Source organism: Devosia sp. (assembly GCF_048261455.1).
Classification (GTDB): Bacteria; Pseudomonadota; Alphaproteobacteria; order Rhizobiales; family Devosiaceae; genus Devosia_A.
In genome coordinates, this window is the sequence record NZ_JBLXGA010000004.1 from 1 (window position 1) to 20475 (window position 20475).

16 protein-coding genes are annotated in these 20475 nt (G+C 63.1%); 1 reads left to right on the forward strand and 15 read right to left on the reverse strand.

The window, feature by feature from the left end:
* The 11 genes from bamA to dnaE all read right to left on the reverse strand — a co-directional run.
* On the reverse strand, positions 1-1404 hold a 1404-nt coding region (bamA, locus tag ACN0TK_RS05465; RefSeq protein WP_417308452.1), incomplete at its 3' end, for an outer membrane protein assembly factor BamA.
* Positions 1405-1698: 294 nt separating this feature from the next.
* Positions 1699-2808 (reverse strand): RIP metalloprotease RseP, encoded by a 1110-nt coding sequence (rseP, locus tag ACN0TK_RS05470; RefSeq protein ID WP_417308453.1) that lies wholly within the window; start codon positions 2806-2808, stop codon positions 1699-1701.
* Positions 2809-2881: 73 nt separating this feature from the next.
* Positions 2882-3772, reverse strand: coding sequence for a phosphatidate cytidylyltransferase (locus ACN0TK_RS05475; protein ID WP_417308454.1), 891 nt, complete (start codon positions 3770-3772; stop codon positions 2882-2884).
* The gene (locus ACN0TK_RS05480; protein WP_417308455.1) at positions 3769-4530 is read right to left on the reverse strand and encodes an isoprenyl transferase; all 762 of its coding nucleotides are present in this window, start codon (positions 4528-4530) and stop codon (positions 3769-3771) included. Before ACN0TK_RS05480 ends, ACN0TK_RS05475 begins: the two co-directional genes overlap by 4 nt.
* A gap of 30 nt (positions 4531-4560) precedes the next feature.
* Positions 4561-5121, reverse strand: coding sequence for a ribosome recycling factor (gene frr / locus ACN0TK_RS05485; protein ID WP_417308456.1), 561 nt, complete (start codon positions 5119-5121; stop codon positions 4561-4563).
* Positions 5122-5146: 25 nt separating this feature from the next.
* Positions 5147-5860, reverse strand: a complete 714-nt coding sequence (gene pyrH, locus ACN0TK_RS05490) for a UMP kinase (protein ID WP_417308457.1) — start codon at positions 5858-5860, stop codon at positions 5147-5149.
* Positions 5861-6013: 153 nt separating this feature from the next.
* Positions 6014-6946 (reverse strand): translation elongation factor Ts, encoded by a 933-nt coding sequence (tsf, locus tag ACN0TK_RS05495; RefSeq protein WP_417308458.1) that lies wholly within the window; start codon positions 6944-6946, stop codon positions 6014-6016.
* 69 nt (positions 6947-7015) lie between these two features.
* Entirely contained in the window at positions 7016-7795 is a 780-nt protein-coding gene (gene rpsB, locus ACN0TK_RS05500) for a 30S ribosomal protein S2 (protein WP_417308459.1), read from the reverse strand.
* A 230-nt stretch (positions 7796-8025) separates the two neighbouring features.
* Entirely contained in the window at positions 8026-10407 is a 2382-nt protein-coding gene (locus ACN0TK_RS05505; protein ID WP_417308460.1) for a glycoside hydrolase family 3 N-terminal domain-containing protein, read from the reverse strand.
* A 143-nt stretch (positions 10408-10550) separates the two neighbouring features.
* Complete coding sequence (locus ACN0TK_RS05510; RefSeq protein ID WP_417308461.1) at positions 10551-10793, reverse strand: hypothetical protein; 243 nt, start codon at positions 10791-10793, stop codon at positions 10551-10553.
* Between the two features lie 317 nt (positions 10794-11110).
* Entirely contained in the window at positions 11111-14581 is a 3471-nt protein-coding gene (gene dnaE / locus ACN0TK_RS05515; protein ID WP_417308462.1) for a DNA polymerase III subunit alpha, read from the reverse strand.
* Positions 14582-14951: 370 nt separating this feature from the next.
* Between dnaE and ACN0TK_RS05520 the strand changes: the two genes are divergently transcribed.
* Entirely contained in the window at positions 14952-15347 is a 396-nt protein-coding gene (locus ACN0TK_RS05520; protein WP_417308463.1) for a hypothetical protein, read from the forward strand.
* On the opposite strand, the gene ACN0TK_RS05525 is transcribed toward ACN0TK_RS05520, so the two are convergent.
* The 4 genes from ACN0TK_RS05525 to proS are packed head-to-tail and all read right to left on the reverse strand — an operon-like array spanning position 15344 to position 20079.
* A complete protein-coding gene (locus ACN0TK_RS05525) occupies positions 15344-16030 on the reverse strand; it encodes an ABC transporter ATP-binding protein (protein ID WP_417308464.1) in 687 nt (228 codons plus the stop codon). The two genes, ACN0TK_RS05520 and ACN0TK_RS05525, sit on opposite strands and share 4 nt — an antisense overlap.
* Positions 16023-17375 (reverse strand): ABC transporter permease, encoded by a 1353-nt coding sequence (locus ACN0TK_RS05530; protein WP_417308465.1) that lies wholly within the window; start codon positions 17373-17375, stop codon positions 16023-16025. Before ACN0TK_RS05530 ends, ACN0TK_RS05525 begins: the two co-directional genes overlap by 8 nt.
* Complete coding sequence (locus ACN0TK_RS05535) at positions 17372-18733, reverse strand: ABC transporter permease (RefSeq protein WP_417308466.1); 1362 nt, start codon at positions 18731-18733, stop codon at positions 17372-17374. Before ACN0TK_RS05535 ends, ACN0TK_RS05530 begins: the two co-directional genes overlap by 4 nt.
* Positions 18730-20079 (reverse strand): proline--tRNA ligase, encoded by a 1350-nt coding sequence (gene proS, locus ACN0TK_RS05540; RefSeq protein WP_417308467.1) that lies wholly within the window; start codon positions 20077-20079, stop codon positions 18730-18732. Before proS ends, ACN0TK_RS05535 begins: the two co-directional genes overlap by 4 nt.
* Between the last annotated feature and the right edge of the window lie 396 nt (positions 20080-20475).

Genomic DNA, 20475 nt, shown 5'->3' on the forward strand with positions numbered 1-20475 from the left:
GGAAATGTCGGTCGTGATCGGCAGGCCGAAGCGGATCTGACCACCGGTGGTCGTCGTGCCGTAGATGTTGCTGTCGGTCTCGTCGACGACGCGATGATAGATATCGAAGCCCGACGAAATCCGCAGACCCATGAAGCGCGGCTCGGTGAAGGACAGGCTGTAGCTCTGGCCCGAACCCGAGGCACCGATCGAGGCACGGACATACTGGCCGCGACCAAGGAAGTTGCGCTCGGTGATGGACAGTTCGCCCAGCACACCGTCTTCGGACGAATAGCCGGCAGACACGCCATAATCACCGGTCGACTGCTCGACCACCGCGATGTTCAGCACAACCTTGTCGGCAGCGCTGCCCTGCTCGAGATCAACGTTGACCACCTTGAAGAACCCGAGAGCTTCGATGTTCTTCTTGCCGCGCTGAACCATCGAACGGTTGAAGGCATCGCCCTCACCAAAGTCGAGTTCACGGCGGATCACCGCGTCGCGGGTCTTCTCGTTGCCGGTGATGTTGATGCGCTCGACGTAAACGCGGGCACCCTCATCGATCAGATAGGTGACGTTGAACGTGCCCGAAGCGATGTCGCGGTCGACACGGGGACGCACGTCGGCAAAGGCATAACCCTGGGCCGTCGCCTCGAAGGCCAGGGCTTCCTGGCTCTTTTCGAGATCGGCGATCGAGTAGCGCTCACCCTTGTCCGTCCGCACCAGTCCGCGCAGGGAATCGGTGTTGAGGCCGCCAATCGAGGTCTCGATGCCGACATTGCCGAACGTGTAGCGCTCGCCTTCGGAAATCGTGAAGTTCACGAAATAGGCGTTCCGCGAGCTGTCGTACTCGGCAACGGCCGAGGTGACATAGGCGTCGGGGAAGCCATGGTTCATGTAATAGAGCTGGATCAGCTGCTTATCGATCTCGAGCTGCGTCTGGCTGTACGCGTCGTCGCGGAACAGCCAGCTCAGCAGATGAGTCTCGCGAGTCCGGATGACGGACTTCAGCGTGCCAGCGTCGTAGGTGTTGTTGCCCGTGAAATTGATGGCAGCGATGCCGGTCCGGCCACCCTCATCAACCACGAAGGTCACGCGGGTCCGCCCTCCGTCCACGGCTTCAAGCCGCGGCGTCACGGTGACGTCCACATAACCCTTGTCGACATAGGCCAGACGAATGTTCTCGGCATCGGCAGCGATGCTGCCCTGCGTGAAGCTGCCCCGGCTTCCGACGTCCACCATTGCCAGCAGTTCTTTGTCAGAAAAGCCGGAATTGCCCTCGAAAAGCACCGAGGAGACGAGGCGCGCCTCCTGAGCCTGGGCCACTCCAACCCCGATAAGACCGCTGGCTGTCGAGAGCGGCACGGCCGCCACAAGGGCGAACGCCAGTAGGGCTCCACGCATCAGCTTCTTGGGATTGATCATATTTTATTGCCTCGTGCGACACCCGCCGAGAATCGCCATGCACAGCGCCCTCAGCAAACTCCAGTGCTAGCTTTTACCTGTATTTTAACCACGGGCAAGCCGTTGGACCGCTTCGGGTTCGTAAAAGATTGGTCCGGGTGCATTCCTGCAACACATGGAAAAGTTAGATTATCCAACGGTTAACGCCAAATGACCGCAGCAATGCGAGAACGCCGCACAGTGTGCGCTCGATACTCTTACCGAGTTCTGAACGCCGTGCAGAAGCCCCCTGCCCGGCCCGTCCGACAGAATCGATCAGAAGATATCGTTGACCAGCGTGAACACCATCAGCGTGAAAACGATCGCCAGGCCGAACCGGTAGCCGATCTCCTGGATCCGCTGCGGCAGAGGCCGACCGCGCGCCGCTTCGATGAGGTAGTAGGCCAGATGGCCGCCATCGAGCATGGGAATCGGCAGCAGGTTGAAGATGCCGATGTTGAGCGACAGCAGCGCCATCAGGTTGATCAGCGCCACAAAGCCAAGGCTGGCCACCTGATTGGAGACCTGGGCCACCTTCACCGGCCCGCCAAGCTGCTCGACATCGCCGCGACCGACGAAGAAATCGCCCAGGAAGGCTGCGGTCCGGTCGATAATGAAGCGCACTTCCTCGAAGGTCATGCCGACGGCTTCGATCGGGCCGGGGCGATAAAGCACCACGTCGTTGGGATCGACCGTGCGAGTCACCCCGATGCGGCCAACGCGTTGTGTGTTCCCAAAACGGTCTGTGGTTGTCGCCGATTCCGGCACCATGGAAAGCGTCTGTTCGGTGCCGTTGCGATCCACGACCACGGTCACCTGGCGTTCGGGTGCCGTGGCGACGAGCCGCTGGAAGTCCGAAAACCCGCGCACTTCGTAGCCGTCGACGGCGACGATGACATCGCCTGACTGCATGCCGGCGGCTTCGGCAACCGACCCGGACGTCACCTCATCGATGACGGCTGGCACAGTGTAGCGGCCATAGCCGAGCAGCAGTGCGTAAAGCACCAGAAAAGTAAAAATCACATTGGCGGCAGGCCCTGCGACAACGACGGAAATGCGCTGCCAGACGTTCTTGTTGACGAACAGCTGGCGCTGCAGTTCCGGCGAAGCATTGGCGATCACTTCGTCATCGGGCACGCTGGCCGCATTCATGTCGCCGACGAAGCGCACATAGCCGCCCAACGGAATCGCCGACAGTTTCCAGCGCGTCCCGCGCCGGTCGTTGAAGCCTATGAGCTCAGGACCGAAACCGATGGAAAACGCCTGGATGGCGATGCCATTCCACCGTGCCACCAGATAGTGCCCCATCTCGTGTACGAACACGATGATGGTGAGCACCAAGAGGAACGGCACGATGTAGCCGAGTGGCCCGAAGATGAAATCCATTATGCGTGTCCCGCTGACCGATGCGGCCTATGTGAGCATGAATTGCGTTGAGATTGCGATAAGCGCCCGGGGGTCACCAGAACAGGATGCCCGCGGCCACCGTGGGCGCACCCGGGTGAAAGGTACCGACCATGAACAGGAAGATCGCGCCGAAGGTCAGGCTGTCGAGCCGGTCCATCAACCCGCCGTGCCCGGGAATGATGTCGCCCGAATCCTTGATCCGGAAGCGGCGCTTCAGCGCACTCTCGGCCAAGTCACCGATCTGGCCGAACACGCTCGTCAGAGCCGCGAGCAGCAGGCCGACCCACCACGGTGACGATTGCGCCACGAACAGCCAGACGACAAGGCCGGAGAGCGTGCCGACAGCCAGCCCGCCGATCGCGCCGGACCAGGTTTTTGACGGCGAGATATCGGGCGCCAGCTTTTCGCCGCCCACCTGCCGGCCCGCGAAATAGGCGCCGATATCGGTCATCCAGATGATGGCGGCGAGGAACAGCCCGGCCCATAGTCCGGCATCGAACACTTCGGGCAACAGCCAGGCAGAGGTGCCACGAATCTGCAAAACCATGAGGATGACGATGCCGTAAAAGGCGAGACCGCCAATGCGCCACAGCCTGGGTTCGGTGCGACCGAAGATCATGATGACGGCGATAGCCAGAGCCGCGCCGAACAGCGTAACGAGCGGCCCCAGCGCCGGATACAGCACCGCGGAAAGCGCCAGTATGCCGATCAACACCATGCCGACCTTGGTGATCGGCTTGAGCGTGACCATCCGCTCCCATTCGCGATAGCACCCGGCAAACACCGCGCCGATCAGTGCCGCAAACAGATAGCCGCCGACATAGAGCAAGATCAGCGCCACACTGACCAGAACCAGGCCGGAAATCACCCGAGGGCCCAGATCGGTCCAGGACCGGCGCGCCAGTGGCGTGAAACTCGGACGCGGCTCGGCCGGCTCGTTCACGAGGACCTCGTCTCGATCCCGCCGAAGCGCCGGTTACGCGAGGTATAGGTTTCGAGCACCTTCAAGAAGGTCCCCTCGCTGAAGTCGGGCCAGTTCTCATCGACGAAAATCAGCTCGGAATAGGCGCCCTGCCACAGCAGGAAGTTCGACACCCGCTGCTCGCCACTGGTGCGTACGATAATATCCGGATCCGGCACGCCGTCGGTATAGAGCGCGCTCTCGATGGTCGCTTCGGTGATATCCTCGGGGGCGATCTGCCCGGCAGCGACGGCCTTGGCGATGCGGCGCGTTGCTTCCACCAGCTCGCCCTTGCCGCCATAGTTGAAGGCGACGATCAGCTCCATACCGGTGTTCGCGGCTGTCTTGGCCTGCACATCGTCGATCAGCCGGATCAGCGCACTGTCCAGCCCTTCGCGCCCGCCAATAATGCGTACGCGCACATTGTTGCGGATCAGCGTCGCCAGATCGGACGCCACGAACCGATGCAGCAGCCCGAAGATGAAATTGACCTCGTCGCGCGGCCGACGCCAGTTTTCTGACGAGAAGCTGAACACGGTCAGGTGCTGCACACCGTAGCGGATCGCCAGATCCACCATACGGCGCAGCGCCTTGACGCCCTCCACATGCCCTTCGGTCCGTTGCTTGCCGCGGGCCTGCGCCCAGCGGCCATTGCCATCCATAATGACCGCGAGATGCCGCGGGATCTTCAATCCCGCAGGCGCCTCGAGCGGCTGAGCAATGGCAGCATCGGTGGACATTGCTGTCCCTCCTGGGCGAACACGCAGGAACTAGACCTGCATGATTTCCTGTTCTTTGGCGGACACGACGCTGTCGACCTCGGCAACGGCAGCGTCGGTGGCCTGCTGTACCTGATCGGCCAAGCGGCGACTGTCGTCCTGACTCATCTCGCCGTCTTTTTCGAGCTTTTTGAGCAGATCCATGCCGTCGCGTCGAACATGACGCACCGCGACGCGGGCCTGCTCGGCATAGTTGTGCGCAACTTTGGTCAAGTCACGACGGCGCTCTTCGTTGAGCTCCGGCAGCGGCACGCGGATGACCGAACCTTCGGCCGCCGGGTTGAGACCCAGACCGGAGTTGCGGATCGCCTTCTCGACGGCCGACGCCTGCGACTGATCCCAGACCTGCACGCTCAGCATGCGTGATTCCGGCACGGTGACGGTCGCCACCTGATTGAGCGGCATCTTGCTGCCATAGGCCTCGACCATGACCGGCTCCAACAGGCTGGGCGTGGCCCGTCCCGTCCGCAACCCGGCAAGTTCATCGCGCAGCGAATCAACGGACTTGTCCATCCGTTCCTTCAGCGACGGCAGTGAAAAGCTCTCGGCCATGGATATTCTCCTGATCTGTCGCGCCTTAACCGACGCGCGTACTTCTTGTCTTGCCCGACAGAACCCCCATAAGGCCCTCCGGATCATCGAGCGCATAGACCAATATGGGCAGTCCATTGTCGCGAGCAAGCGCGAAAGCTGCCGTGTCCATAACGCGAAGATCGCGCGAGATCACCTCTTCATGGGTAATCGTCTCGAATCTCTTGGCATCCGGATTGGTCTTCGGATCGGCCGAATAGACGCCATCCACCTTGGTGCCCTTGAGCAGCACGTCGCAATGCAGTTCGATCGCCTTGAGCGATGCCGCCGTGTCGGTGGTGAAGAACGGGCTGCCCGTACCGCCGGCGCAAATGACGACGCTGCCGTCGTTCAACGCCTGATTGGCATCGCGTGCCGTGAACGTGTCCGCCACAGTCGGCATGGGCACGTTGGAATAGACTTTGACCCTGAGGCCCTTCTGCTCGATCGCATCGCCAAGGGCCAGCGAGTTGATGACGGTGCCGAGCATGCCCATGACGTCGCCAGTCACCCGGTTGGCGCCACTGGCCGCGACCGCCATGCCGCGAAAGATGTTGCCGGCGCCGATGACGATGGCGATCTGGACCCCGGCCTTCGCCACTTCGGCGATCTGATCGGCCATGGAATGCAGAAACTGCGGTTCGATACCGAAGGACTGATCCCCCGCCAGGACTTCCCCGGACACCTTCAGCAAGATCCGGTCATAGGCGGAGCGATTCATCCGCAGTTCCTTAAAAAAACGCGCATCGCAGCCGATTCCGCGACGTCCGATGCGCTTATTGCACATTCGGGCGGGCTGTTGACCAGCCCGCCCGAACAAATTCCCAACCCTGTCGCGCCGCCGAAGTTGCCGGCGCGCAACAAACGGCTGAACTCAGACGCCGGCGGTCGCTGCCACCTCGGCTGCGAAGTCGGCTTCTTCCTTCTCGATGCCCTCACCCAGCGCGTAGCAGGTGAAGCCCTTGACCGTGATCGGGGCACCGACGTCCTTTTCGGCCGCCTTCACCACGTCGCCGACCTTGTTCTCGCCATCGATCACGAAGACCTGAGCCAGAAGGGTCACTTCCTCGTAGAACTTGCGCACACGACCTTCGACCATCTTGTCGATGATCTCGGCCGGCTTGCCGGACTCACGCGCCTGCTCGGCGAAGATCGCTCGCTCGCGCGCCACTACGTCCTGGTCGATGTCGTCGGGCGACACGGACAGCGGCTTGGTGTTGGCAATGTGCATCGCGAGCTGCTTGCCGAGGGCGGCGAGAGCTTCCTTGTCGCCGGTCGACTCGAGCGCCACGATGACGCCAAGACGACCCATGCCAGGCTGCACGCTGTTGTGCACATACGAGCCGATCACGCCGTCCGTGACCGACAGAGTCGCCGTGCGGCGCAGCGTCATGTTCTCGCCGATCTTGGCAATCGCTTCGCTGAGCTCGGACGACACCGAACGACCTGTACCCGGGTACGGCATCTCGCTGAGCTTGCCAGCATCGCCATCGGCATCGAGCGCCAGTGTGCTCACGGCACCGACGATGCCCTGGAACTGTTCGTTGCGCGCCACGAAATCGGTCTCGGAATTGACCTCGACGATCGCGCCGCGGGTGCCGTCGACTTTCACGCCGACGAGACCTTCGGCCGCGACGCGGCCGGCCTTCTTGGCGGCCTTGGCCAGACCACGGGTCCGCAGCCAGTCGATTGCAGCGGTCAGGTCGCCATCAGTCTCCTGAAGCGCCTTCTTGCAGTCCATCATCCCCACGCCGGTCTGGTCGCGGAGTTCTTTCACCTGCTGGGCTGTCACCATAAAAATCACCATTCCGCGGTCCCCTGGGGAGACCGCGCCTTTTGAGGACTGAGGTCGAGCCCGCCGGAGCGGGCTCAGGTCTTAGCTGGCGGCGGCGGGCGCTTCTTCAGCAGCCAGCGCCGGCTCCTCGGGCGACATCTCGGCTTCGCCGAGGTCCGCACCACTGCCAGCAGCCGAACGCGAGATGCCGTCGATCGCAGCACGTGCGACGAGGTCGCAGTAAAGCTCGAGAGCGCGCGCGGCGTCGTCATTGCCCGGGATCGCGAAGTCGACCGAATCCGGATCGCAGTTGCTGTCGACGATGGCGATCACCGGAATGCCGAGGCGGTGTGCCTCCTTGATGGCATTGGCTTCCTTGTTGGTGTCGATCACGAACAGCAGATTGGGCAGGTTGCCCATGTCCTTGATGCCGCCGAGGTCGCGCTCGAGGCGCTCCTGCTCACGGCTGAGCAGCAGCAATTCCTTCTTGGTCAGGCCGTGGCCACCTTCGGCCTCCTGCGCTTCAAGTTCACGCAGACGCGCGATCGAGTGCGAGATGGTCTGCCAGTTGGTCAGCGTGCCGCCGAGCCAGCGGGAGTTGACGAAGTACTGAGCCGAACGGCGGGCTGCATCGGCGACGACCGGAGCGGCCTGGCGCTTGGTGCCCACGAACAGCAGACGGCCGCCATCGGCGACGGTGTCCGAGATCAGCTGCAGCGCGCGCTGCAGGGCCGGAACGGTCTGGCTCAGGTCGAGAATGTGGATGTCGTTGCGCACGCCGAAGATGTGGCGTTCCATCTTCGGGTTCCACCGATGCTTCTGGTGGCCGAAGTGAACACCTGCTTCGAGCAGCTGACGCATAGAAAAATCGGGCAATGCCATAAATGGCTCCTTTTCCGGTTATTGCCGCCGCAGAGCACATGCGACGGGCTTCGCCCGCCACCGGCATGGAGCTTCTGGACCGAGGGTCCGAATTCCGCTCTGCGTGTGAATTACGTCCCAAACTCTGGACGCGCCGCGCATATAGGGTGTTTTGCGCCGTGAGGCAAGTGGCTGCGGGCGGTGGCGCCCTGCCCGCAGCCTGTTGGGTGACGCGCAGTGATGCGAGGCTCTTAAGCCGTGCGGTCTGACACTGTCGCGCGGCTTTGCATGCGCCAGGTTTTGCCCAGCAAGGTCCGCTCCCCGGTGACGGTAACGACTCCCGACAATCTGATGTCGCTGCTTGAGGCACCGATATAGACGTCGAAAGCGCCCGGCTCCACACCGCGCGCCATGTCCGAACCTGTGAAGGCCAGCATGTCGGTCGGCACGTCAAAGCTGACGGTCGTTGCTTCACCCGCCGCCAGTTCGACGCGCGCAAACGCCTTGAGCTCCTTGACCGGCCGGACAACCGAAGCCAGCTGATCGCGGACATAGAGCTGCGGCACGGCGACGCCGGCGCGGCTGCCGGTGTTGCGCACCGAAAAACGCACCCGCACGGTGCCGGTCGCCGCATCCACCTGGTCCTCGGCGATCTGCAGGTCGGAATAGGCGAACTCGGTATAGGTCAGCCCGTGCCCGAACGGGTACCGGCTGCCGAAATGGCGGGCGATCGGCGTGCCCGAACTCTTGAACTTGTGGTTGTAGAAATAGGGTGCTGCCGCGGCGCTGCGCGGCACCGACAGCGTCAGCCGGCCCGAGGGCTCGACCACGCCGCGCAGGACGTCGACCAGGGCATTGCCGCCTTCCTGACCGCCGAAGAAGGACATGACCTGCGCCGCGACCTTGCCCTCGAGCCCGCCCAGATTGTAGGGGCGGCCCGAACTGATGACCACGACGACCGGCTTGCCGGTGGCAACGACCGCGTCGAGCAGCTGCTGCTGGACGCCCGGCAGTTCGAGAGTGTCGACATCGGAGCCTTCGCCGACGGTCCCGGTCTGGAAAATGCCCGAGAGGTCGCCGACGCAGACCACCGCGACGTCAGCCGCTTCGGCTGCCGCCACTGCATCGGCAATCAGATCGGTGCGGGTCGAGAGCAGCGACTCGACATCGAGGCTGGAACTGTCATCGACATCGCCGGGAAAGACAGGTGCACCGGATTTGCGCTCTTCGAGGATATAGCAGCCCTGCGCGAACCGGACCCGATCGGCGCCAAGTGCGGCTTCGAAGGCGGCGCGCGGCGTCACGACATTCTGCGTCGCCTCCACCTCATTGGCGACAATGAGATGCACCGGGAAGGCGTAGTCGCCCAGAAGCGCCAGCGGATCGTCCGCCGTTGGCCCGATCAGCGCGATATTGGTCGCGTCCTTGAGCGGCAGCACGCCATCGTTTTCGAGGATGACGACGCTTTGCTCCGCCACCTTGCGGGCCAGCGCAACGGTATCCGGCTGCTGCAGCGCGATCGCCGTCTCATCGGCATAGGGTTTTTCGAACAGGCCGATGCGGAACTTCTCGACCAATACGCGGGTCACCGCGGCATCGATCGTTTCCATGTCGATCTCGCCACGCTCGAGCGCCTCGGGCAGATGGCTGACGCAGTCGTCGCCCGGCAGTTCGACGTCGAGACCGGCCCGCAGCGACATCGCCGCAGCCGCGCCCGCATCGGCCGCGACGCGATGGTGCTGGTAGAGCAGGCTGACGCCGATGTAGTCGGCGACGATCAGCCCATCGAAGCCCCACTCGTCGCGCAGCACCGTGGTCAGCAGGTGGCTCGAGGCATGCACCGGCTCGCCGTCGATATCGTGATAGGCCGGCATGACCGACGCGGCATTGCCGAGCTTCACCGCCATCTCGAAGGGTAACAGAAATGTATCGTTTAGCTCGCGCCAGCCGAGATCGACCGGGGCGTGGTTGCGGCCGCCCTGCGACAGCGAATGGCCGGCATAGTGCTTGAGGGTCGCCAGCAGGTCCCGCTTGTCGCCCTGCAACCCGCGCACATAGCGGGTGGCGAGCACGCCGGTGAGATAGGGATCCTCGCCGAAGGTCTCCTCCGTGCGCCCCCAGCGCGCATCGCGGGCCACATCGAGCACCGGCGCCAGCCCCTGCCGGCAGCCGACCGAACGCGCCTCGTCGCCGATGGCCTTGCCGACGGCTTCGATGAGGTCCGGATTCCAGGTCGCGCCATAGCCGAGCGAGGACGGGAACAGCGTCGCGCCGCGGATCATCAGACCGGACAGGCACTCCTCATGCGCCATCACCGGTATGCCGAGCCGCGTCTCCTCCAGCATGAATTTCTGCAAGCTGTTGAGCGCACGCACCCCGTCGACGGGATCGATCGCCTGGCTGCCCAGCGGCCGGGTGATCTGTCCAAGACCGAGTGCCAGCATGTTCTTCAGTTTGTCGGGGTCCGCCGATCCCGTGAAACTGTCCGAGCGCACACGGTGTTTGCCATCGGGCGACAGCAGCAACCAAAGCGCGTGCAACTGACCGAGCTTTTCCTCGAGGCTCATGCGCTCCAGCAGGTCTGCGGTACGTGCCTCAGCCGAACGCGTGGCGTCCTTGTAGATCGGTGTCATGAAATCCCTCGCACAGCGCGTGTGTCGCGCCTGTTGTCGTTTGAAAGCGCCCACCGAAGCTGCTGCCCTGCGCCAGCAACCCTTCCCGGGCGATCCAGGAGATAGCAAGTTTTGGCGGAACAATGAACCCGGCACGACGGGCCTCAGCCGAGTCCGGCCTGCTGAAAAATCCACTCGAGGAAGCTGCTGGTCTGTCGGGCCGAACCGCTAAAGCTCGCCGCAACGCATTGCATGGAATGCGTGGTGCAGCGTGACAGCGTGTCGGGCCAGATGAGATCGACGCCGACGATGCCCACCAGTACCGCTGAAACCAGCAGCAGGCTCTTCATGCTGCGGGCAAAGGCAAACAGCATCAGACCGCCGAAAATGACGATGACGTAACTCACCGCACCCGGCGGCGTCCGCAGGTCTCAACGAAGTTGATCGTCGCGCTGGGCACCTGTGTCATGACGCGCCACCCTCCAGTAGCGCGGCACATGTTCGGCCCAGACTACTAAAGAACACTGAATCGCCTCAGTATTCATTTCCGAAGATTGCGGGCAACCCGCACTGTAGATGCGGAAAACGGCTACGAACATTGTTGGTCAACTCGGTTCGCATTTGCGTGGTCCACAGGCAAACGCCGCGTAGGAAACGAACACGGCCCAGTCGAACAGCAGCGCATCCGGCAGCTTGCGGCCACCAATGCTCAGCCGACCGAGCATCAGGTCAGGCGCACGTCCATCACGCCATCCATGGCTTTGACCGCGCCGGCGAGCTCCGGGTTGATGCGATAGCGCCCCTTGAGTTCGACCTCATACTCCAGCGCCCCGCCGTCGCGGATGACAACGAAGCTCACCTGCCCTTCGCCGCCGGATTTCAACTGCGAGCTGATCGGGCCGAGGCAGCGCTCGGAACCGGCAAACACTGTGAGCCGCCGGCCGATGCGCTCGGCGAGGCCCTCGATCGGCTCCGCACTGATCAGCCTGAGGCTGATCCCATCGGGCCGCTCGTCGGCCTCGACATTGAGAACGACCGATCGGCCAGTCTGCAACGTGGCGCTGTACTGTTCGATCTGTTCTGAAAAGGCCACCATCTCGAAACTGCCCGAGGTGTCCGACAGCGTGATGATCGCCATCGGATTGCCCTTCTTGGTGCGCCGGTCGTTGCGCGCCCCGATCGTGCCGGCGAGCCGCCCTGCCCGTGCGCCCGCTTCCTTCACCGCCCGCTCGAAATCGCTGAAGGGTTGCACCCGCAAACGGTCGAACAGCTCGGCATACTGGTCGAGCGGATGGCCGGACAGATGAAACCCGATGGCGTCATGCTCGCGCTGCAGTCGCTCTGCCGGTAGCCAGTTCGTTACGTGTTGGTTGAGCGATATCGGCTCCGGTTGGTCGGAGGCGAACATGTCGACGATGCCGTCAGCAGCATTGGCATTGGTGCGCTGCGCCGTGGCGACGACCGCATCGATTGCGGCAAAGGCCTGTTCCCGGCGCGGCACCAGCAGATCGAAAGCGCCGGCGTTGACCAGGGCTTCGAGCGTCCGCCGGTTGATGATCCGGGAATCGACGCGCGTCGCAAAATCGGCGAGATCGGCGAAGGGGCGGTCACCGCGCCGCTCGACGATATGCTCGGCCACCGCCTGCCCCACGCCCTTGACCGCACCGATGGCGTAATGCACCCGCTTGTCGCGCGTGGTGAACACGGCCTCCGACTGGTTGACGCAGGGCGGCACCACTTCGATGGCGTGCTTTTTCGCGTCCTGGCGGAATTCCGACAGCTTGTCGGTATTGCCCATGTCGAGGGTCATCGTCGCCGCAAAGAACTCATGCGGGTAATGTGCCTTCAGATAGGCGGTCTGATAACTCACGAGCGCATAGGTCGCAGCGTGCGACTTGTTGAAGCCGTAGTTGGCGAACTTGGCCAGCAGATCGAAGATCGTGTCGGCGAGGCTCGCCTTCAGCCCGTAGCGGATCGCGCCTTCCTGGAAACGGACGCGCTGCTTGTCCATCTCGGCCTTGATCTTCTTGCCCATGGCGCGGCGCAGCAGATCGGCTTCACCGAGCGAGTAGCCGGACAGGATCTGCGCGATCTGCATCACCTGTTCCTGATAGACGATGATGCCATAGGTCTCGTCCAGCACGGTACTCAGCGCCTCGTGCGGATATTCGACCTCTTCCTCTCCGTGCTTTCGCGCATTGAACAGCGGGATATTGTCCATCGGGCCCGGCCGATAGAGCGCCACGAGCGCGATGATGTCCTCGAACCGGTCGGGCTTCATGTCGATCAGCGCGCGCCGCATGCCCGCGCCTTCCACCTGGAAGACACCGGCAGTATCGCCGAGCTGGTAGAGCTTGTAGGTCGCCTCGTCGTCGATCGGCACGTCCTCGATGCGGAAATTGCCGCCATCGCGATTGATCAGGTCGACGGCGCGCTTGGTGGTGGTCAGCGTCTTGAGGCCCAGAAAGTCGAACTTCACCAGCCCGGCCGCTTCGGCCCATTTCATGTTGTACTGGCTGACCGGCATGTCGGAGCGCGGATCGCGATAAAGCGGCGCCAGCTCCTGCAGCGGGCGGTCGCCGATGACGATGCCGGCAGCATGCGTCGAGGCATGGCGAAACAGGCCCTCGAGCTTTTGCCCGATGGCCAGCAGTTCGGAGACCTGTTCGTCCTCGTCGGCCATCATCCTGAGCTGCGGGACTTCCTTCAGCGAACGCTCCAGCGTCCACGGATCGGCCGGATTGGCCGGCACCAGCTTGGCGATGCGGTCGACCTGGCCATAAGGCATCTGCAGCACGCGCCCGACGTCGCGCAGAACGGCGCGCGCCTGCAGCGTACCGAAGGTGATGATCTGCGCCACCTGCTGGCTGCCGTACTTCACCTGCACATAGCGGATCACCTCTTCGCGGCGATCCTGGCAGAAATCGATGTCGAAGTCGGGCATCGACACGCGTTCGGGATTGAGGAAGCGTTCGAACAGCAGGTTGTAGCGCAGCGGGTCGAGATCGGTGATCGTCGTCGCATAGGCGACGAGCGAGCCGGCACCCGAGCCACGCCCCGGCCCCACCGGAATGTCCTGCTGCTTTGCGTACTGGATGAAGTCGGCCACGATCAGGAAGTAGCCCGGATACTTCATCCGCTCGATGATGCCGAGCTCGAACTCCAGCCGCTCGTGGTACTTTTCGACGCTCACACCGGGCGCCGGGCCGACGGTTTTCAGGCGATTTTCGAGCCCCGTCCACGCCATTTCCGCAAGGGCACGCGCCTCGGCGGCAACGGCCTCTTCCTCGCTGAGCTCCGGGGCAGCAGCGAACTTGGGCAGTACCGGCTTGCGCGTCACCGGCCGGTAACCGATCCGTTTCGCGATTTCGACCGTGTTGTCGAGCGCCTCGGGCAGATCGGCGAACAGCTCCGCCATTTCGGCCCGGGTCTTGAAATAGTGCTGGTCGGTGAGCTTGCGGCGCGCCGTCTGCGACAGCACCGTGCTGCCGGCGATCGCCAATAGCGCGTCATGCGCCTCGTAATCGTCCTGCGCCGGATAAAAGGGCTCGTTGGTGGCAACCAGCGGGATGCCCTTGGCATAGGCATAATCGATCAGCAGCGGCTCGTTCAGCGCTTCCTGCGTCGTGCCGTGCCGCTGGATCTCGATATAGAACCGGTCGCCGAAGACGGCGTGCAGCCGGTCGATCCGCTCATGCGCCTGCGCATCGAGCTTGTTGGTGAACCACGGGTCGATCGCCCCCTCGGGTCCACCCGAGAGACAGATGATCCCCGCCGTCGACAGTGGGTCGAGCCAATCGGTATGGGCCGCAACCGCCCCGTCGCCGCCCTCGAGATAGGCGCGGGAGACGAGGGCCGACAGATTGGCAAAGCCCTCTTCGCTGCCCGCCAGCAGCACGACACTGCCCTTGCCGAAATTCGGCCGGTTGTTGCCGCGCTCCTGCATCCGGTCGGCTGCGCTGGCATCGACACCGAAATCGAGCGCCAGTTCCACCCCGACGATCGGCTGGATACCCTTGTCGGCAGCTTTTTCGGAGAACTCCAGCGCACCGAACAGGTTGTTGGTGTCAGTGATGCCGATCGCCGGCTGGGCATCGGCCTTGGCAAGACCCAGCACCTTGGCGAGTGGCAGCGCCCCTTCCAGCAGGGAATAGGCGGAATGAACGTGCAGATGAATGAAGCCTGGACCAGCCATGGATCGTTCCTAAGCGCCGCCGGTCCGTTCGCCAACCGCGGATTGGTACAATCCACATGCGTCACACGAGTCGGGCAGCGATATCCATCCAGGTAAGCGAAGCGGCGGAAAAACCGACAATAGTCACGAGAGCGAGAAAATCTTTGACGAAACCGAGCATTACGACCTCCTGTTGCCTGTTCGTTCTTGTATGTTCTTTTTTCGTTCACGTCTAGCAACAGCGCTGTAACCGAGAACATGCAGTTAACAGAACGTGAACATGCAAGGGCTCGCCCCTGTTATCCCCGCTGACTTTCAGATAGGAAGGCGCGCATGATTGTTCTTGACCAAGCCCGACGCGTAACGGCCTGCGACTCGCCCGGTCGCCCTCATGACGCAGTTGCCGTCTTCTGCTCTGCCAAAGCCCGAGCCTGACCGGATGGCGCTCGATCCCCGCGACATGGAACGCCTCATCCGCATCCTGCGCCTGCTCGGTTCGGACCACCCGGGCGAGCGCGCCTCGGCCGGGCTCGCTGCGCACCGGTTGCTGCAGTCACTCCATACGGATTGGGAAGCGCTGCTCGCCCAGCCGGAGGCCAAGGTGGTTCTGCAGAGGGTGCGGGACTGGGATCTCGATCAGCGCAGCGCTGCCGAATCCCGTATCCGTCAGCTCAAGGCGCAGACCGAACGGCAGGACCGTCAGATCAAGTCCCTGCGCACGCGGATCAACACGCTGACGGAGCGCGAACGCCTGCGGCGGGAATTGAGCGAAAGCGACCCCGACTAGAGGGTCATGGTCTCCACCTTGCCGTCGCGCAGGGTGACGATCCGGTCGGCGCGCCGCGCCAGATCGTGATTGTGAGTGGCGATCAGCGCCGCCACGCCTTCTTCCTGGATCAGACCGGTTAGCGCCTGGAACACCATGTCGCTGGTCGCCGGGTCGAGATTGCCTGTCGGCTCGTCCGCGAGGATGATGCGCGGATGATTGGCGGCGGCTCGGGCGATGGCGACGCGCTGTTGTTCACCGCCAGACAACTCCGCCGGGCGATGCAGGGCCCGCGGCCCGACGCCCAGCAGTTCGAGCAGCTCATGACCGCGCTTTTCCGCATCGGCTTTGTCGACACCGCGGATCATCTGCGGCAAGACGACGTTTTCGAGCGCCGAGAACTCGGGCAGCAGATGGTGAAACTGGTAGACATATCCGATCGTGTCGCGCCGCAGCATGGTGCGGCCGCGTTCGTTGAGCTTGCTGGTGGGCGTACCGACGATCTCGACCTCGCCCGATTGCGGGCGCTCCAGCAGACCCGAGATATGCAGCAGCGTCGACTTGCCGGCACCCGAGGGCGCCACGATCGCCACCATCTCGCCACCGCGTACTTCGAGATCGGCGTCTTCGAGCACGCGCACGCTGGTGTCGCCCTGCCCGTACTGGCGATGCACCTTGTCGAGCTTCAGATGAATCTCACTCATAGCGCAGAGCCTCCACGGGGTCGTACTGGGCGGCGCGCCAGGCGGGATAGAGCGTCGCCAGGAAACTGAGACCGAGCGCCACCGCAGCGATGGTGATCACTTCGGACGGATTGGTCCGGCTCGGCAGGGACGAAAGATAGAACACCTCGGGCGGGAAGATGGTGATGCCGAGGAGATTGGACAGAAAGGCCCGCAGCGTTTCGGCATTGGCGGCGATCACGATGCCCAGCCCCACGCCGATGGCCGTGCCGGCGACGCCGATCGTGACCCCGGCAATACCGAAAATCCGCATCACCGCGCCGCGTGTGGCGCCCAGGGTGCGCAGCACCGCGATATCGGTGCCCTTGTCCTTCACCAGCATGATCAGGCTGGAAATGATGTTGAATGCCGCAACGACGATGATCATCGACAGGATGACGAACATCACCGTGCCCTGGCTTTGCAGCGCATCGAAGAAGTTCTGGTGCCGCTGCTGCCAGTCCGACAGCACCAGCGGGCGCTCGACCTGCTGGCTGATCCGGAATCGCATGTTTCCGATGTCATTGGCATCGGTGAGGAAAACCTCGATGGCGGTCGCACGGTAGATCCGGTCGAAGGCGGCTTCGCGTTCCTCGATACTGGCGTCTTCGGGGGGCGGCGACACGCCGGGCTTCAGCACCCGGTCGAACATGTTGAAATAGTCCTGCGCGGGCCGCAGCGGCATGAAGAGGTACAGGCTGTCGAACTCGGTCATCCCCAGATCGAAGATCACCTTGACCGGGAAACTGCGCACCTGCGGCGCCCTGCCCTCGGCCGTCATCTGACCGTTCGGGCTGACCAGCGTCACCGGATCGCCGACGACGACATTGAGCTTTTCCGCCAGACGCTTGCCGATCGCAACGCCTTCGCCGGCATCCCAGTCGTCCCAAGAGCCGAGGATCGCCCCATCACGCAGCAACCCGAGCTTGGCGACCGAACTGCCGCTGATGCCGCGCGCGATGATGCCGGTGGAACTGGAGCGCGGGCCCTTGGCCAGCGCCTGCCCCTCGACATAGGGAATGGCCGACACGACACCGTCGACGCCTTCGATATCGATTGCCGACGCCTCGTAGTCGGTAAACCGCGCCTCGATCGGATAGGCCGCGAAATGCCCGTTGAGCCCCAAGAGCTTGCTGACGATTTCGGCGTTGAAGCCATTCATCACCGAGGTGACGACGATCAGCGTCGCGACACCCAGCGCAATGCCGGTCAGCGTCAGCCCGGCGATCACCGAAACGAAGCGGTCCCGCCGCCGCGCATGCAGGTAGCGGAACGCGACGAGGAATTCGAAGCGTGAAAAGGCGCCGGTGTCCTGTGGCTCACTCACTTGTTCAGCCCCTGCACCGGGTCGAGCCGGGCAGCGCGCCAGGCGGGATAGAGCGTCGCGAGGAAGGTCAGCACCAGCGACAGGCCAACGACCGCGACCACCTCCGCCGGATCGACCCGCGACGGCAGCGAGCTGAGCTGGAACAGTTCGGGCGGAAAGATCGAAATGTTGAGCAGGTTCGAGATGCCGCTGCGCAGCGCCTCGGCATTGATCGCGACCACCAGACCCAGGATCAGCCCGATGAAGGTGCCGCTGAGCCCGATGGCAAAACCCGTCATCGAGAACACGCGGAGGATCGCGCCGCGAGTCGCACCCATGGTGCGCAGAACGGCGATATCGGGTCCCTTGTCCTTCACCAGCATCACCAGACTGGCGATGATGTTGAAGGCGGCCACCAGAATGATCATCGACAGGATGACGAACATCACCACGCGCTCGACCTGCAGTGCAGAAAAGAATGTGGCGTTGCGCTGCTGCCAGTCGGCGAGCGCCAGGGGCCGGTCGAACGTCGCCTGAATGCGGTCCCGCATCGTGCCGATCGCGTCGGGATCCTCGACGAACACCTCGACACCCGACACCTGCGGAACGCGCTCATAGGCTGCGTCGATCTCCTCATCGGTTGCCATGACGCCCGGCATCTCGACGCCCGGTTTCAACCGGTCCTCGAACAGCTTGAAATAGGCCTGGGTCTCTTCCATCGGCATATAGAGGTAGAAATTGTCAAACTCGGGCATGCCGAGGTTGAAGATGACGCTGACCGGATAGACCCGCATGGCCGCCGTCTGGCCGAAGGGCGTCATCGTGCCGTCGGGGTTCACGATGGTGACCTGATCGCCGATGGTGACGCCCAGCCGCTCGGCCAGCCGCGCCCCGATGGCCACGCCGCCGCCATCGTCCCACGAATCCCAGCCACCCAGGATGATGGAATCGTGCAGCGTCGTCAGCTTGTCGATCGAGCGGCTCTCGATGCCGCGGACCAGCACGCCGGTCGAATCCGCCTGCCCCGAAACGAGCGCCTGGCCTTCGGCGAACGGGATGGCATAGCGCACCCCGTCGACGCCCTCGATCCTGTCGACCACCGATTGATAGCCCTCGAAGGGTTCGGCGACGGTCTGGACGATGAAATGGCCGTTGATGCCGAGAATCTTGCCCAGCAGTTCGGAGCGGAAGCCGTTCATCACCGACATGACGACGATCAACGTCGCGACCCCCAGCGCCACGCCGATCAGCGTCAGGCTGGCAATGACCGAGACGAAACGCTCCTTGCGGCGGGCCCGCAGATACCGGCCCGCCAAAAGGAATTCAAAGCGTGAGAACGGCCCGGCGCCGCCTGACGCAATGGCCGCCCTGTCGCTCAAACCGTGTCCCGCCGCTGGGGCACGATCAGCCCCGTCAGCCGTTCGACGGCGGCATCGAGCGCCAGCGTCTCGCGTTCTCCGCTCGCCCGGTGCTTGATCTCCACCTGCCCGTCCTTCAACCCGCGTGGCCCGATGATCAGCTGATAGGGAATGCCAATCAGGTCGGCCGCCGCGAACTTGCCGCCGGCGCCCATGTCGCGATCGTCATAGAGCAGATCGAGGCCCGCAGCGGTCAGCTCGGCCTCGAGCTTTTCGGCAGCTTGGCTGGTCGCTTCGTCGCTTGGCTTGAGGTTGATCAGCACGACCTCGAACGGCGCCACACTGACCGGCCAGATGATTCCGGCCTCGTCATGCGACGCTTCGATGATCGCCGGCACCAGCCGGGTCGGCCCGATGCCATAGCTGCCCATATGCACCGGCACATCCTTGCCGTCCGGCCCGGTGACCACGGCCTTCATCGGCTCGGAATATTTCGTGCCGAAATAGAAGATGTGCCCGACCTCGATACCACGCGCCGCAAGCTGCTGGCCTTCCGGCACGGCAGCGCGGAACCCGGCTTCGTCGGTCATCTCGTCGGTGGCCGCGAACAGCGACGTCCAGTCCTTGAAGATCGGCGACAGATCGCCCGTGAAATCGGTGTCGATCGGCGGGATCGGCTTGTTGACCAGATCCTTGTCGAGATAGACGGCGCTCTCGCCCGTATCGGCCAGCACATGGAACTCATAGCTCATGTCGCCGCCGATCGGACCGGTGTCGGCCCGCATCGGAATGCCGACGAGGCCCATGCGGTAGAAGGTGCGCAAGTACGCAACGAACATGCGGTGGAAGGCGGCCACGGCGCCCTCTTCGTCCATGTCGAACGAATAGGCGTCCTTCATCAGGAATTCGCGGCTGCGCATGGTGCCGAAGCGCGGACGCACCTCGTCACGGAACTTCCACTGCACGTGATAAAGGTTCAGCGGCAGGTCCTTGTAGGAACGCACATAGGTGCGGAAGATGTCGGTGATCATCTCCTCGTTGGTCGGACCGTAGAGCATGTCACGCTCATGGCGATCCTGCACCCGCAGCATTTCCTTGCCATAGGCGTCATAGCGCCCGCTCTCGCGCCACAGGTCGGCCGACTGCAGCGTCGGCATCAGCAGCTGGATCGCGCCGGAGCGGTTCTGCTCTTCCTCGATGATCTTGACGACCTTGCCCAGGACCTTGAGGCCCAAAGGCAGCCAGCTGTAGCTGCCTGCAGCCTGCTGCTTGATCATGCCCGCACGCAGCATCAGCTGGTGCGAGATGATTTCCGCTTCCTTTGGCGTTTCCTTGAGCAGCGGAAGAAAATAGCGGCTGAGACGCATGACAACTCCTGACCGAGCCGGGATTCGATTGGCCACCGTATAGCGCAAAGCGGCACAAAGTGGGACGGGCAAATGCGCCCCTTTTTAGGGCATTGCAAAGAGGCTGCACACGGCGCAAGCATTGCTCAAACCTGAATGCTCTCTATTCTTGCCCCTATGTAAAATTGCGATGGCTGGCATGCAGAATCCGCGTGACAGCCCCAGAATCTATTGTTAGGGTCCGCCTGCATAAGAACACAGGCAACCCTAAGTTGCTGGACGTCGACAACGTCAAGGGAGGAGCGCTGGCCGCCACTTCATCGTGTGCCTAAGACCGGCGAATTGTCGATAACTCATACAAGCAGGGCCTTTGGCCCTGCTTTTTTTGTTTCTGCTTCAGGATTCTGCTGCAAACGC